At 33.3% G+C, this 14,843-nt stretch carries 18 protein-coding genes and 1 pseudogene; 9 read left to right on the top strand and 10 right to left on the bottom strand.

From position 1 onward, the window contains the following. Positions 1-129 precede the first annotated feature (129 nt). The 3 genes from BMX83_RS09025 to BMX83_RS09035 are packed head-to-tail and all read right to left on the bottom strand — an operon-like array spanning position 130 to position 2,774. Positions 130-864: a hypothetical protein gene (locus BMX83_RS09025; RefSeq protein WP_091636220.1), complete on the bottom strand. Its 735-nt coding sequence runs from the start codon at positions 862-864 to the stop codon at positions 130-132. Beyond that, on the bottom strand, positions 848-2,413 hold the full coding sequence (locus BMX83_RS09030; RefSeq protein ID WP_091636223.1) for a relaxase/mobilization nuclease domain-containing protein: 1,566 nt from the start codon (positions 2,411-2,413) through the stop codon (positions 848-850). The genes BMX83_RS09025 and BMX83_RS09030 overlap by 17 nt, the downstream gene beginning before the upstream one ends. A 4-nt stretch (positions 2,414-2,417) precedes the next feature. After that, positions 2,418-2,774, bottom strand: coding sequence for a plasmid mobilization protein (locus tag BMX83_RS09035; protein ID WP_091636226.1), 357 nt, complete (start codon positions 2,772-2,774; stop codon positions 2,418-2,420). Positions 2,775-3,253: 479 nt separating this feature from the next. Between BMX83_RS09035 and BMX83_RS09040 the strand changes: the two genes are divergently transcribed. Further along, positions 3,254-3,721, top strand: coding sequence for a helix-turn-helix domain-containing protein (locus tag BMX83_RS09040; protein ID WP_091636228.1), 468 nt, complete (start codon positions 3,254-3,256; stop codon positions 3,719-3,721). Positions 3,722-3,809: 88 nt separating this feature from the next. On the opposite strand, the gene BMX83_RS09045 is transcribed toward BMX83_RS09040, so the two are convergent. The 4 genes from BMX83_RS09045 to BMX83_RS10940 form a co-directional block, all read right to left on the bottom strand. After that, positions 3,810-4,040 carry a hypothetical protein gene (locus BMX83_RS09045; RefSeq protein ID WP_091636231.1) on the bottom strand — a complete coding sequence of 77 codons (231 nt, stop codon included), beginning with the start codon at positions 4,038-4,040 and terminating at the stop codon, positions 3,810-3,812. Beyond that, entirely contained in the window at positions 4,027-4,617 is a 591-nt protein-coding gene (locus BMX83_RS09050; RefSeq protein ID WP_091636233.1) for a type IV toxin-antitoxin system AbiEi family antitoxin domain-containing protein, read from the bottom strand. Before BMX83_RS09050 ends, BMX83_RS09045 begins: the two co-directional genes overlap by 14 nt. 223 nt (positions 4,618-4,840) lie before the next feature. Beyond that, complete coding sequence (locus BMX83_RS09055; protein ID WP_091636236.1) at positions 4,841-5,905, bottom strand: replication initiator protein A; 1,065 nt, start codon at positions 5,903-5,905, stop codon at positions 4,841-4,843. A 197-nt stretch (positions 5,906-6,102) separates the two neighbouring features. Next, positions 6,103-6,276: a hypothetical protein gene (locus tag BMX83_RS10940; protein WP_177170561.1), complete on the bottom strand. Its 174-nt coding sequence runs from the start codon at positions 6,274-6,276 to the stop codon at positions 6,103-6,105. A gap of 640 nt (positions 6,277-6,916) precedes the next feature. Here BMX83_RS10940 and BMX83_RS09060 point away from each other — a divergent pair. The 5 genes from BMX83_RS09060 to BMX83_RS09080 all read left to right on the top strand — a co-directional run bounded on the left by BMX83_RS09060 (position 6,917) and on the right by BMX83_RS09080 (position 10,208). Next, positions 6,917-7,732: a ParA family protein gene (locus BMX83_RS09060; protein ID WP_245746657.1), complete on the top strand. Its 816-nt coding sequence runs from the start codon at positions 6,917-6,919 to the stop codon at positions 7,730-7,732. Position 7,733: 1 nt separating this feature from the next. Continuing rightward, positions 7,734-8,108: a DUF5388 domain-containing protein gene (locus BMX83_RS09065; RefSeq protein ID WP_091636241.1), complete on the top strand. Its 375-nt coding sequence runs from the start codon at positions 7,734-7,736 to the stop codon at positions 8,106-8,108. A 95-nt stretch (positions 8,109-8,203) separates the two neighbouring features. Further along, positions 8,204-8,944 carry a Fic family protein gene (locus BMX83_RS09070; RefSeq protein WP_091636243.1) on the top strand — a complete coding sequence of 247 codons (741 nt, stop codon included), beginning with the start codon at positions 8,204-8,206 and terminating at the stop codon, positions 8,942-8,944. 74 nt (positions 8,945-9,018) lie between these two features. Further along, entirely contained in the window at positions 9,019-9,789 is a 771-nt protein-coding gene (locus BMX83_RS09075) for a site-specific DNA-methyltransferase (protein ID WP_245746658.1), read from the top strand. 116 nt (positions 9,790-9,905) lie between these two features. Then, on the top strand, positions 9,906-10,208 hold the full coding sequence (locus tag BMX83_RS09080; protein WP_091636246.1) for a chymotrypsin family serine protease: 303 nt from the start codon (positions 9,906-9,908) through the stop codon (positions 10,206-10,208). A 289-nt stretch (positions 10,209-10,497) separates the two neighbouring features. Here the strand turns inward: BMX83_RS09080 and BMX83_RS09085 are convergent, their stop codons facing one another. After that, the gene (locus tag BMX83_RS09085; RefSeq protein WP_091636248.1) at positions 10,498-10,941 is read right to left on the bottom strand and encodes an immunoglobulin-like domain-containing protein; all 444 of its coding nucleotides are present in this window, start codon (positions 10,939-10,941) and stop codon (positions 10,498-10,500) included. Positions 10,942-11,412: 471 nt separating this feature from the next. On the opposite strand from BMX83_RS09085, the gene BMX83_RS09090 reads away from it, so the two are divergent. Then, on the top strand, positions 11,413-11,691 hold the full coding sequence (locus tag BMX83_RS09090; protein WP_005875075.1) for a DUF1905 domain-containing protein: 279 nt from the start codon (positions 11,413-11,415) through the stop codon (positions 11,689-11,691). A 374-nt stretch (positions 11,692-12,065) separates the two neighbouring features. On the opposite strand, the gene BMX83_RS09095 is transcribed toward BMX83_RS09090, so the two are convergent. Both BMX83_RS09095 and BMX83_RS09100 read right to left on the bottom strand, forming a co-directional pair. Next, entirely contained in the window at positions 12,066-13,457 is a 1,392-nt protein-coding gene (locus tag BMX83_RS09095) for a dihydrolipoyl dehydrogenase family protein (protein ID WP_005237714.1), read from the bottom strand. Continuing rightward, positions 13,454-13,888, bottom strand: a complete 435-nt coding sequence (locus BMX83_RS09100; RefSeq protein ID WP_005237713.1) for an RrF2 family transcriptional regulator — start codon at positions 13,886-13,888, stop codon at positions 13,454-13,456. The genes BMX83_RS09095 and BMX83_RS09100 overlap by 4 nt, the downstream gene beginning before the upstream one ends. A gap of 63 nt (positions 13,889-13,951) precedes the next feature. On the opposite strand from BMX83_RS09100, the pseudogene BMX83_RS11205 reads away from it, so the two are divergent. Both BMX83_RS11205 and BMX83_RS09105 read left to right on the top strand, forming a co-directional pair. Continuing rightward, positions 13,952-14,054: pseudogene (locus tag BMX83_RS11205) on the top strand (helix-turn-helix domain-containing protein); the annotation flags it as partial. A gap of 36 nt (positions 14,055-14,090) precedes the next feature. Then, complete coding sequence (locus BMX83_RS09105; RefSeq protein WP_245746659.1) at positions 14,091-14,405, top strand: transcriptional regulator; 315 nt, start codon at positions 14,091-14,093, stop codon at positions 14,403-14,405. Positions 14,406-14,843: the final 438 nt, after the last annotated feature.

Here is a 14,843-nt window from a genome sequence, read left to right on the forward strand (position 1 = left end):
AACACTCCATATTAGTCCAGTTTTTCTTAAATAAGTGAAGATGACTAGAATTGGATATAAAACGAAGTACCATAAAAAGTAAGTTAATAATTGGAAAAAGATTTGAATCAGACAACCCACACTATTCCCCTACCTTTCCATACCTTTGTCTTGACTTTTTTGTTGTTTTTTCTGTGTTTGAGCAGCAACTTTTGGCCGCTTCGCTTTTATTTCTTCTAAGCGTTTCGTTAAAAAGTCTTTTCCTTTTGGCGGATCTTTATCAATAGCTTTTAAATCATTGGTCACATCAACCGTATTTTCTTTACCTGTCACGTTTTCAATTGCTTTATCATAAATATCTTGTACTTTATAAGCGAAATCTTGATTCAGAACATTTTCTTCTCGGTAATGTTCATCGTTATTAAACGCTTTTTCGACGTCGCTTTTCTTAAAACCCGCAATTTTTGACACACGATTGATCCATACTTGCGTATCAGTAAATTGTTCTACAAATGCACGCATTTTGTTATCTGGAATACGGTAACCCTCTTGTATTTGTTTATAAATACCAACGATTGTATGCTCATCACGAATATCGTACTTTAACGTCGGGACTTCGTGTTTATCTTTTTCAATTTGATAAGCTTTAACGCCTTGCTGATAAGCAAGTAGTTTAAATTTATCAATATCTTTGTGCTGAATATCTGCGGTACGGATACGTTCCGGACTCTTCTTTTGCAAGGTTTTAAAATTTTTTTCAGCTTGTTGATCAAGATATTTTAGCGCCCGTTTAAATAAATATCTAATCATTGCACTGATCACATTTTTTAATTGTCTACTGACCTGAGTTCCGATAATGGTTGTGTTCTCATCGGCTAGAGTCATTGGTCTCACGCCCTTTTTTACTTATATTATTTGTGTGCTGCGTCGGTTCCTTTTCCTTTTGTTTATTCAGTAAATACCTATCTAAAAATCTGAACTCCGCACGTATTTTATTTAAAGCCGTGTACTCTTCCTTTATCTCTTCATGTTTTTTAGCATTTTCGATCATTGTCTGTTTTAATTTGGGATTCGGGTTATTAGTGTAGGCAGCCAGTAGTTCCTTGTGTTTTAAACCGAGTGTATTGAGCTGATTCACAGTGGAATGAAGGTGTTGGTCAACGTCCTTTTTAAATGCGAGGTATTCGGGTATTTCCTGGAGATTGTGTTGTTTGAAAAAGGCAATAAGCTGATTGTCTTTGAGTAGTTGGCGTTTGTTTTGCATAGCGGCTTGTTGATTGTCTGAGAGAGGAGTGAGGTGTATGGGTTTTAAATAGGTGTACTTGTTGTTGATATAGCGTTTTGAAAAAATGGTGTGCGTATTTAACTGAATAGTCTTTTTGTGTGCGGCTTGTTTTAAAAGGGCCTGGTTTTGTTCAATACGTTCCTTTATTTTTTGTTCTGTATAAAGACGTCCGATCGTTTTCCCTCTGATTGATCGCTTCATCTTTTCGTGCTTGAAAGAATTAAATTTGTATTGTTCACCGTAGCGTAGGGTGTAGCCTTTACCTTGCATGCGACATATAAAGTCATCATAGTTAGTGGCTTCTAAAACAGATAAATCAATATCTGTCTGCACGATTTCTTTTTGCGGCACAGCTTTCAAGAAATAGTAGCTTTCAAAAAAGGGACGCGCTTCTTTTTTCTCCGCCTCTTTGTTTTTTATGCGGGCTTTAATCGTATCTTCGGTATAGGCGTCTCCCAATGTTTTCCCTCTAATGCGTTTCCCAATGTCAAAATGTTCGAACGCATTGTATTTGTAAGTGTCACCGTAACGTAGGGTGTAATTTTTTTTCGTCATTTCTAGAATGAATTGTTCATAATTATCTGACTGACTAATGCTGTCATCAATATCGTTTCTGATTTTATCTTTCCAGCTGATACTGTCTTTTTGATATCTCCATTCACCATATGCTTTATTATTTTCTGTTTTTTGAGGTGTGATAATTGAGAGGTGGTGTTCTTTACAGACAGCATCGGATAGACTTCTGATATGGTTTAATTCTTGATCGTTTTTTAAATATTTTTTTCCATTCTTGGCATTAACAGAATTGATGATAATGTGATTATGAAGGTGATCTTTATCTTTGTGTGTAGCGAGAACAAATTCATAGTCACTCAAAAAGGTATCACACCATTCTTTCCCCACCTGATGAGCAAGCTCTAAAGTGATGGCTTCATCAGACTTGAAACTTTGAATAAAATGATGCCCGTGTATGCCACCTGTTTTCTTAAACTTATTTTTTGTTGCGTTCATAATGTCGACGATATGATCTATGTCTACTTTCGGTAAACGATTTTCGTATGTTAGTAGTTCATCTGTTTTACTCTTTTTTTTGATGTAGTTGATACTGCGTTTTAAATTATTTGTCGGATGTCTTTTTACATACGCCATTGCCTTATCTCTTTTCGTTATGCTTCATCAGTGTTTTATAAATCAATAAGTTAATATCATTCATTTGTTTTTTTAAGTTTTCAATATCATCTGAATAAACAATTTTTGTTTTATTCGCTAGCCTGGTAAGTTGATTAATGTTATTTCCTATCTTATTGACTTCATAAATAAGTTCTCTTAAATTCGTATCGTCGTTAACGATGATGTAGTTGTTTAATACGGCCTCTCGGATAAAATCACTACGATTATTTAAATGATAGTATTTTAATCGGTTATTTAGTTGAGTCATTTCCTCATGTGACAAATCGAAACACACTCTATTCTCTCTGTTTCTTTTTGTGTCTTTTAGGATTGTTGCCATATGCTCACTCCTCACTTTTGAATTTTAGTCCCCTGTTGAAAACAGGGTTAGGGGGAAGCGGTTCAAAAAAGCATGTTGCTTTTTTGAACGCTGGGGGAATTAGGGGGCAACCCCTAACAAGGTGACTTTGGTATACCAAAGTCGGTGCTTGCTAAACCTTAAATCAAAATTTCAAACGCAGGGCTTAAAATTTAATACAGCATATACTAAACGTAAATCGATTACAATGCTCAGTTTTTAATTTGTCGCGTGGTTTGTTTTTTAAATTAAAAAATCACTATAACGATGCTATTGAAAAAGTTATTGTTAACTATATTACAAAAATATTTTATTTTAAAAACAGTTTATAAAGATTGTTCATTTTTTATTTTGTCGTCACATTTGTTTTACTTGTTAAAGTATACCACGTTCAAATTCAGAGTCAAATGATCGTTTGTTTTTGTTATACTAAAGATTAAAAAGAGTATGAGGTGAATATTATGGAGACACGTTTCCGCGAAATTAGAATAGAACATGGCTGGACAATAAGAGAAGTAGTTGAGCGGTTAGAAAATGAGGTTCATTATCAATCATCTATTTTTCATTACTCCAATGTTGAATTAGGTGACTCAGGTTTTTCTGTTCAGTTTCTTATTGCCGTGTCCTATTTATTCAATGTGTCGACCGATTATCTTCTAAAGCTTACGGATACTAAAAAAAGAATAACAAAAAGTGAAGACACTTCTAAAAAAGTGGACAACAGATTTAGAGAATTAAGGATAGAAAAAGGTCTAACTATGAACGAAGTTTTAGAGCAATCACATTTAACGATCACAGCCAGTCACTTAGGAGCAATCGAAAGAAAAGAAACGGCCATGTCGGTGGACGTGTTAATTAAATTTGCTGATTTCTATGATGTCTCTACCGATTACATACTCAACCTATCCGATGAAAGAAACATCATATAAACCTTTTTAGCTAATCTTTTAACGCTACCCTTGAAAGTAATCGATCCAGCTGTCTATTCCTATGTTCATCTTTTTTATCTGTTCGTTCCTAAATACCCGTACTATCCTTCGGGACCGTTCTCATCAACTCGTCGATTTGTTCCTCACTTAATTGCTTTTCAATAGCATGTATCACTGCCCCTGTAGACGTTTGAAGGGTCAGTACATAGCTGCCTGCTTGCGTGGCGTCTTCATGCCAGGCAGCAACCCACCCTTTCTTTTCATCGTTCAAACCATAGTTGATATACATACTCATTTCCCTTCTTTCATTCACTTTCAATCAATCCTCTTTCCCTCACCAAACGTTCCACACCATACATACGCGCATATTTCTTTAGTCGTGTCAGATTTTTCTTCTGTGACCAGCTATAGTTACTCATGGCCTCATCAACAATATCCGGTAAGGTTTGAGGTGAACGCAGCATATCAATCACTGTACGCTCTAAATTCGTTACTCTGAGTGGATTCCCAAACCAACTATCCAATATGGTTACACCTAAAGAATAAAACGATGGCGTTGCAAAGTGCGCTTCAATGCATTGTGCTTTTCTTGCTTTTAAGTGATACCCTTTAGGAAACGTCATAATATACGCAAGTGGAGAAAAGGTTGTTAATCCATGGAGCATACAGGCTGATTCATAGGAATAAATACCTCTGGCATACTTCAGCTGCATGATATACAAGTTATCTTCGTAGCTGTCATCGAGTAAATAAATGCCGCGTCCCGCTTTTAATAAATCGCCACGTCGATACGCTTTTCTCAAAGATTCTTTAGAAAAACCTAGTTCAGTAGCCTGTTCTAAGGTTAAAACCCCATTTTCTTCTTCAAACACTTCTCTTAAACGTATACTAAGCACAGGTACCCGTCCTCTACTAGGTTATTATAACTATTTTTAGTTTGTTCCGAGTGAGTATAGTATGCAACTATGAATGATATGAGTAAAAATGGAGAGTTAAATTATTTTTAAAAACGACAATCCTTACATACCTGATAAAGTTCATAGAATATTAATCTGATTTAACTTAAAGAGTCAATACTTTTAAAAAAAACAGGCGCATGAGTCAAGTTAACTCAATATACTATATATTGTTTATCTCGTTTTTATAAGCTTCTGACAGATCAATAAAAACATTTTTAAAAGAGATAAATAAATAACTGGCAATATTATTTGCCTTTTGGAAACGTTCTGCTTGAATACAGCGATTAAAAGTGCGCGTGAGTTGACGCCTGGTGTACTCACTAAATTTAGCGTCGTCATAGATAGCTAAATTTAGCCCTTTTTCTTTTTCTACTGATCTATGAGCATGTATAAGTTTGTTTGTAAACATAACAAAGGTTTGAAAATTATTAAAGCTATAAACTTTCATTTTATTTATCAGCTCTTCTCCATAAAGATCATAATACTGTTGTTCTAGAATGTACTCGTCAATTAATTTATTTTCAAGAGAATCATTTTTTCCTTTTTGTTTAAAAGAATGGGAAATCAAACGATAGTCAGTCAGATCGATTGCTGAGATATCTTTATTATCTTTATTATCTTTATTTGTTATTAAATTATTATTACTAGGGTCCAATTTTTGTACTTCAGAAGTCCAATTGTTGGACTTCGCGGGAGAAGATTTAATTGACGAACCTTGATTTGGCAGTTTTTCTACCACGAAGTCCAACTTCTGTACTTCGTGGTTAAGATCATTTTTAGATTTTAGATTGTTCACTAATTTGTTTTTATCCTCTTGCGTGTATATAGTTTTATCTTCAATTTTCTTTTTATCTAGTCCCATTATATATTTAGCTTCTTCCACATTATTAGCTTGTGGTTCCAGCAAGTACAGACGATTAGCTCGTCCTGTTCTTTCTTCGTCAAACAACCCAATTTCTTTAAGCTTTTTTTTAACTTTTATAGTAGTTGTTTTTGATAGATTTAAAATTTCCATAAGTTCTTCGTTACTATAAACAAAATATATATCGCCATTGTCATCAATCCAGTTGTTTTTAATGCTCACATTTAAGCGATCCATAAGGATTGCATAGGCAATAATTTCAGAGTGTGTTATTTTACTTCTGTATTTTTCACCGTGTATTAGCAGCTTTGGTATTTGATAAAAAGTAAATTTTGCCCTATCTACTACATTATACTTTGACATAGTTAAACTCCTTTTTTCTTAAATGATTTGTTTAACAAGAAATCAGAAGTGAAAACTTTACAATTTATCAATAGTAAATTATAATGAATTTATAGTACAATGAATCTTTAAGACACCACATCAAAAAGAAATCATTTGTTTTCACTTCTTCCTTGACTAGAATTTTAGTCAAGGTTTTTTTTGAACAAAATAATATACTAACTATTATTTTGTTTACGGTGTTCATTGATTAATTCGTCTAGAAAATCCTTCATTGACATATCTTTTTTAAGTGCCTCAAACTTTAAATATCTATGTTCTTCGATACCTACCCTCACAAGTTTTGAATCCACCTGATCTGATGAGTGATCGTTTTTTGATGTTTTATCCATTCGGTTTATTTCTCCTCTCAGCATATAGCAACCATACAGTATATTAATTCACTTGTAAACAAATATACCGTGGGAGTATTTACAATTCGAGTTTTATTTTAAAAGTATTAATTTTCTACACATAGAGAATATTAGAATAAATTAGTTACATATGTACGTCTACCTTTATCAACTATGATTATTTTTGTTGAGAATATTCAATACTTATATTCTTAAGATACGCACTTTCTCTCTTAATGTAAACGGTTTTTAATGATAAAAATTAACTTGTGTTAAAATGTTAGATAACATGAATGTTAAAATGTTAAAACGTTAGATAACATTAGCGTATAAATGTTAAGATGTTATGTAACACCAATGGTACAATGTTAAAATGTTATTTGTGCTATACGATATTTGAAGTAAAATGCCTTTATACCAGTATTTAAAAGTATAATTAAATGTTAAAATGTCAAATAACACTAGTGTTAAAATGTAAAAATGTTACATAACATTAGTGTTAAAGTGATTAAATGTTAAATAACACTATTGGTATAATGTTAAAATGTAAAAATGTTATTTAACACAATAATGGTTATGGTTGTGATTTTCTTTATAAAATAGTATAGTAGTGTTAATTAACACAAAGGGGATGATGGGGTTGTCAGCTGTTACATTAACATTTGCGAATTTCAAAGGTGGGGTAGGAAAAACAAGCACAACAGCAATTGTTGGATACAACTTGAATAAAATGGGTTACAAAGTATTAATTGTTGATTTTGATGCGCAGGCAAACATTACTTCTCTACTACTAAAGACGAAATCAGCACAAGATGAAATCATTACAATTGATAAGGCACTTATGAAAGCTATAAATGAAGGTAGTTCACTTAAGGAATTAGTTACACCAATTCAAGAAAACTTAGACTTAATCCCAAATGCGGTGGATTTCTCTATGTATCCACGCTATTTAGAAAGAAATTTCGATTCGGAAATTGATCGTATTTCTTTCTTTAAAAATAAAATTAGTTATTTAAAAGATGACTACGATTTCATACTGATTGACGTACCACCAACACTAAGTTTGTTAAATGACACGGCATTCTTTGCCTGCGATCAAATTATTGTCGTTTTACAAACACAAGAACGATCTTTAGCTGGAGCAGAAGTTTTTATAACATATCTTCAAGAAACATTGATTGATGAATACAAATCGGATGTCGATATATTAGGGATATTACCCGTATTAAGTAAGAAAGGAGCCCGGGTGGACGCTGAAATATTGAAAGCTGCCTCGAAAGAGTTTGGAGAAGCTAATATATTTGAAAATAAAATCTCTCTCATGGAGAGAATTAAGCGATTTGATATGACCGGAATTACGAACAACCCTAAAGATCAGCATGACCGTCGTGTACACGAGACTTTCATGGGTGTTTCCAAAGAAGTTATCTCAAGATTGAAAAAGGAGGGGAATTAATATGGCACTTCTAAATCATGGATCTAATAAAGAAGAATCTAACAAGAAGCTATTGACTCGTGGCCCAAAAGTTGAAGTTAATAGTAAAGTAAATTTTAAAGATCTAGAAGCTCAGAGAAAAGACACCTCCGGCCATACTTCTGAATCTTTAGTATCCCAGACTGTTACAGAGCCGGTAAATATTAGGGTAGATAATCATATTCGTAATCAAATCGTAGCGTTAATCACTCTGGGATATGGTGATACCCAAAAGGATATGGTCAATACGCTTGTTAATCTATACATTGAGGGTTTAGATAAGAATGATATAAAAAGGTTTGCAGATCTTGTAGATATTTATGAGCAAAAAGATTTAATGAAACATCAAAAAAAATAAAAATAAAAATAAATTATAAATAAAATTTTTTTTATACGATTATATAAAATAACTACTTAACACTAAAACACTAAAATATTAAGGGGCGTAAGGTTATGAGTCATTTCTTGCAGTCTTTTTCGAAAGAATATCTTGATGATATTCTTGTTCGGTTAGCCCATCATTCATCAGCAATAGAAGGGAATACCATCTCATTACCCGCAACAGTTTCGATTATCGTAAATGGAACCTTACCTTTAAACGGAAAGGCAACGGTACGCGAGTTTTACGAGATTGAAAACCATAAACAAGCTTTTGAAAACGTGCTGTCTCATTTACTGAACGACGATCCATTGACTATAGATATCGTTAAAGAAATACATGCTGATTTGACGGATCGCTTACAGTATGACCGTGGACAATTCAAAAAGAGTGAAAATATGATCTTAGGAGCTGAGTTCGCAACAGCATCACCTGCAGAGACACCCATGCTCTTGACTCAGCTCTTTGATAACCTTGTATACCGTTTAGAAGCCGATGATTCAAGCGAAGACAAGCTCAAATCTATCTTAGAAACCCACATTCAATTTGAGCGCATACACCCGTTTTCAGACGGAAATGGACGAACTGGGCGTATGATCATGATATATTCCTTACTCCAGGAGGGTTTTCCTCCTTTAATTATTGAGAAGGAGAACAGAGCGACTTACATTGAACTATTAGCCACTCAAAATTTAAATGATTTTTTGACTTTTGCTGAAGAGAGCATGAAGAAAGAACAGCAACGTATGCAAGCATTTAAAAACAAGGAAGTGGAGAAAATAAATTTCGAAGGAGATAATTCTCAAAATCAATAGGGGGACATTATCTATATTAAGAAAGCGTTCCCCTGTCTAATGATACTTTATAAATAGAATAAGGAGTATGCTCAGTGAACTCAGCAATAGAAACAACGCTATTGAACAATATTAAAACGGTGCTTTCTAATTTCCCTGAATATTGGGATGAAGGTACACTTTTAAAAAATAAAGTGATTGAAGATTTAAGAAGTTATGACAAAAATATTATTACTGCTTTGTTGTCCAACGAAAAAATCAAAGAAACTTATGCTCTTTCAGTTAGGGACATGACTATTTTTAAAGTGGAAGAGTTCATCGAAATGCTGCGGTATAAAACTTATTGGGAAAATAGTTACACAAAATATCGCAATGAAATAGGTCTTACCAGCGATGGTAAATATCTGAATTACAATACAGACGTCGTTTTGGACTTCCCTTTTAAAGATTGTGTGTTAGAAGGGGGAATGTCTAACGAGGATGAAGGAAAAAAAGAAGTCTATTATCATAACGTGATTGCAAAAGAAGAAAGAGATACCCTACTCCAGCCTAAAGTTTTAACAAATATGAAGAAATATGATAAAAATGGAGAACATGATATTACTGAGTTTAATGATGATGACAATTTGATTATTAAAGGCAATAATCTCTTAGCCTTACATAGATTGAAGGAACGTTATGCTAAAAAAGTAAAGTTGATTTATATTGATCCACCGTACAATACTGGCAGTGACTCTTTTAAGTATAATGATAATTTCAACCAGTCTACCTGGTTAACTTTTATACGAAATAGATTAAGCGTTGCAAAGGAATTGTTAAAAGACGAAGGTATTATTATTGTGCAGTCAGATCTGCTGGTGGAGTAGCTTTCGCTAGAACTACAGTCAGAAGATATTCTGGATCAGTAGACGCTGCATGGTGCTCTATAACTAATGTAAATTATGTCCCTTCGAACACGATAGCCCGTAGTAATGGGTTTACATTGTCTACTGCAGTCACTGTACCGGCAGTGGGAACCACTTTAATTAAAAGTGGAAAAACATCAGGACTTACGGCAGGACAAATACAAAGTACCAATGCAACCAACATTGTAGGGGGTGTCACATTTACAGGTTTAATTTCAGCTGTCATCACTAATGTACCTGGTGATAGTGGTGGGATAGCTTTTATCAATACTGGTAGCAGTCGCCCTACTGTTGGAATCGTGAAAGGTAATCAAGGAAACCACGCTTACTTCGTAAAAGCTAGTCAAATTAATAGTGCTTTCGGATTAACTAGATATTAAAATTTAAAGTATTATATTGATTAAAAAATATACGTCGAGAATCCCTGTATACAGGGATTCTTTTTTTGGGGTTTGATTACGATTTATGAATGTAAAGTATTCTTGAACACCCCATGAAAGAAATATTTCTTTAGATTAGGTTTTTAAGTGCAAAAAAAGAATTAGAGTAACTATTTATAGTCACTCTAATTCTTTTAATTTTAAGCATTTATACTACGCTGGGTAAAAATAACAATACTTTTAATTATCTATATATTTCCAGCAACTAGATTTTGCTACAGAATGTACATTATTCCAAATTGAACTCTATAGTAAAATCAAAAGAATCAGTCTCTTCTTCCTCACTACCAAACCAACCTTCAAAACGTAGACGATATTCTCCTGCTTCATAGGTATGGTCTCCCCCTCTGGCGAGACGTGCTTCATACGCAACAGATTGCCCCTCTCTCAAAGGTGTTGGTCCAGCAAGGTCTGGAGAGGGTATGGTGATCAGATCCAAATTGTTCCATTCTCCATCTACATTTTCTTCAATATGGTATTCTAAATGATGAAAATAGAAAGTTTCGTCAGATTGATTGACTATTTCGTAAGGAATTTCTTCGGTGGTTTGCAGACTAAAAGTGGTCTCATGAGTAATGTCTAAGAAATCGGGATTTTCAATATCTCCTGCAGTGTCTCTAGTGCATGCGGTGCTTAGAAACAAAATAAAAAATAACAATGGAATTTTTTTCATTATTGTTCATCTCCTTTTCAAAATAAATTAATATTATCATTTTAAATTTTTTTGTGGTTTATCTTTTCGAGACTGACAAAATGAATATATTAATGTATTCTATTAATGTCATCTTACTAGTATAAAGCAAGCAATGTCAATCTAAACAGATAGAGTGGTTATGCTATATTAGTGTTTAAACAAAGGAAGTTCTCGAATGAAAAAAACGAGGGATTATATGTAAGGGTCTATTCTTCTGAAGATGGCTTATCGCATTATCAAAAGGTGTAAGAAAAGATATTAGAGTGTTGACCTCTAAAAGTGAAAAGTACCCCACTTATGAGATTGAATTCCGAAAACCCGTTGCCTTAATAAACTAAGATAAAGAAGACAACTTCTTAAGATTGTAAATCATTTTAATCAATACATGAAATTAGATAGTTTCATGTATCATAACTATAGATAAAGTGAATGAGAAATGGGGCTATTTAAATGATAAAAATAATTGACAATCAGAAACTCAAATTACATTACAAAGAGGGATTTGGATCATGGACTTATCACCTTAGACTACCAGGAACAGCTGATAATAAAGGGAGATGGGGACATTTAAAAGTATCTGGTACAATTGACGATTTTGAAGTGAAAAACATTTATTTGGCTCCAAGGAAAGATGAAGATAAGATCATCTCAATCAATAAGGAAATTAGAGACGCGATAGGGAAAAGCGGTGGCGATATAGTAACGGTAATGTTATATTTGCATGATTAATTTACTCAATAAATCCAATCTTCTCTTTTTAGATATGAAACTTACGCTATGATGGGCTTAAAGATTTGGGTAAGTTCTATATTTGATAGAATTTATTTTTATATCGCACACGATGTTTTCCGGAATCTCTTATATAAATTAGTTTATACGATTTTATAGACACTCTTTTATTTCTTCAACAAGTACTAAAATAGAGTTATTAATTGGTACATAAACGTCTAGTGAGGGCATGATATTCACCTCTTATCTGTTATAAGTAATAATGAATAGGAGGTGAATAGTGTAAAATGACTCCTATAGAGTGGACTCTGAAAAATAGATCTCTATAAGGTCCATTTTATTTTGTCCCAGCCTCTTTTGTGGTTAAATTTAAGTTAAATCATTTCAAGTAAATCATTCATGGATTCACTCATTGTAGGGTGAGTATAAATACCGTCTCGTAAACTCTTATATGAAATATTTTCATTAATTGCTAATGCAATTAAGTTGATCATTTCGTGAGCTTCGTAGCTGAAGAAGCTTGCGCCTAATATAAGGTCAGTCTCTGGATCAACTAATATTTTCAAAAAGCCGCTTGTTTCACGCAATACTTGAGCTTTAGGAACAGCAGCAACGGGCATCTTAGCAACTTTATAATTTTTACCAGCTTCAGTTGCTTCTTTTTCATTAAAGCCTACCCGTGCAAATGTTGGATCCACAAATGTTGCTGTAGGATAAACACGACGCGTTTCTAAATTATAGTTGGATTCTTCTCCTAGCAATTGAGGCAAAACAATACGGTAGTCATCCAAAGAAATATAAGTGAATTGTGGTCCACCTTTAACGTCGCCCACTGCCCAAATGTGTTCAACAGAAGATTGCAAGTGCTTGTTTACCTTGATTTCTCCACGAGCGCCGAGCGCCACGCCAGCCTTTTCAATATCTAATTTATTTGTGTTAGGAATACGGCCAGTAGCAACTAAAATTTCATTTAATTCAGCAGATTTTTCTTCGCCGTTTTGTTCAAATGTTAAACGTACACCATTATCCGTATCTTGAACACGTTTAGCTTGAGCGTTAAATTCAATAGTTACCCCTAATTCTTCTAATCTTTCCAAAATAGCTGCTGCGTCATCCTTATCTTCACGTGGCAATAATGAGTCATTGAATTGATAAACGGTTACTTCAGAACCAAATTCAGCAAAATAAGAAGCGAATTCTAATCCAATTGGACCAGCTCCGATAATACCTAGTTTTTTTGGCAGATTTGTTAGCTCTAAAATTTCTTCACTTGTGTGGATGTGTGGACTGTTTTGCTTGTTTTCAAAATCTGGAATAACAGCCGTAGATCCAGTTCCAATAATGATATTAGCAGCCGTAACTTGTAGCGTTTCTGTATCTGTATCCACTAACAAAGTATGGTCATCTTTGAAGTGAGCAAAACCGTCTAAGACTGTTACGTTATCTAAATCAGCAATTTTATGGTAGTTTTTTTTATTTAATTTGGTTACTAATTCAGTTTTATAGTCCATGGCTTGTTTGAAAAACTGGTTGTTAATCTCAGGATTTCGCTCAATGCCAAATTCTGATAATTGATCAATAATTTTTGCACTATGTGTCAACGATTTAGTCGGTAAGCATCCCACATTAATACAAGTTCCACCATACATTTTAGCTGATTTTTCAATCACAGTGACGGTTTTTCCTTTTTTAGCTAAAGCACCTGCTAATGTTTTTCCTGCTTTACCAAATCCAATAATGGCTACGTCTGTAGTGTACTCATTCATATTTTAGTGCCCCTCTCATTTTGTATTGCATATAATTTTACTTCCATATCTTTTAATGTAATAGTTGCTAGTTTTGCTACTGCATCTTTATTCAGCTCATCATAAAGATCATCCATAGCTTCTGACATACCAGACGAAATCATACATTGTTCATTGATATAACCTGAATGCCAAGTATTTTGGATAATTGGGATCTTTATCGCCTCATAAACATTTTTTAAAGTGATAGCTTCTAAATTATCGGTTAGAAAGTATCCGCCATGCACACCTTTTTTTGTTTGAACTAATCCTTTTTTTCGGCATTTTGCCAGAACTCTGCGAACACGAACTGGATTCGTACAAATGTTCTCAGCTAATGCTTCACTGGTAAAAATTGAATTGTTATGACCTAAATAGACCAACCCATGTACTGCAATCGTAAATTCACTCAAAATTATTCACCTTCTTTAAAAAGTAACTTTTAAAGTTACTTTATCTAAATTAAGTATACACCTAAAAGTTATCCAAATCTACAAAGTCTGTTACTTTTAAGCAATTATTTTAATATCTCCTTAGACGAATTGATTAAAGGAGATGACGATAAGATGAAAAGAGAAGTAACTATTGCTAAGATGAATCAATTAATGTTGGTTATTGGTTATTATAGGATCATTTGTTTTAACCCTCATTACTGCATCCTTATTTAAATACTGGGGCGATTTTTCTTTGATTTTGCCAGTTGCTTTTATAGTAATCATGGTCAATGCTGCTATTAAACTTCAAAAGATCCAAGATAAAGAAAATCTAAAAACCTATAAAAAAATCTTAGATTATATGGACAATAGAGAAGTAAGAAATGATCCGAAAACACAAAACAGGAAGAGAATGAACTTAGAAAAATCTAGCTTGGCGATAGTAGGAGCTCTTATTGAGTTTTTCTTAATGTATGGCGTACTGTCGGTTTTCTAAATCATCTTAATACATGAAATTACATACAATCGTGTATCATGGATCTTGGTTTATCGAGGTTATTTTGTATCTTTTTTATTCTACAATCGCACCCGTTTATAGAACATTCTTTCATATTCTATAAACTCTCTTACTTATCCTTTTTAGTTAAAAATGTAGTCATCAATACTAAAAAAACAGGCATTAAGCTACATAAAAGGAATAACCAATTTTGTGTTACTAAAGATAATACTAAGAACGAACCTAGAATTACGACTGATATAGAAATTGAATTCTTTTGATATTTATTCATATTGAACCTCCCATATCCCAAAACTAATTGAAAAGTATTTTAGTTATTTTAAGATAAAGTCCATATAATTGTGTAAAAGATAAAAGGCCATATAAAGCTCCTTTTACGGTACAATGTTTTTATCGACAAAAACATACCTAGGAGGA

Source organism: Alkalibacterium gilvum, assembly GCF_900109085.1.
GTDB lineage: Bacteria > Bacillota > Bacilli > Lactobacillales > Carnobacteriaceae_A > Alkalibacterium > Alkalibacterium gilvum.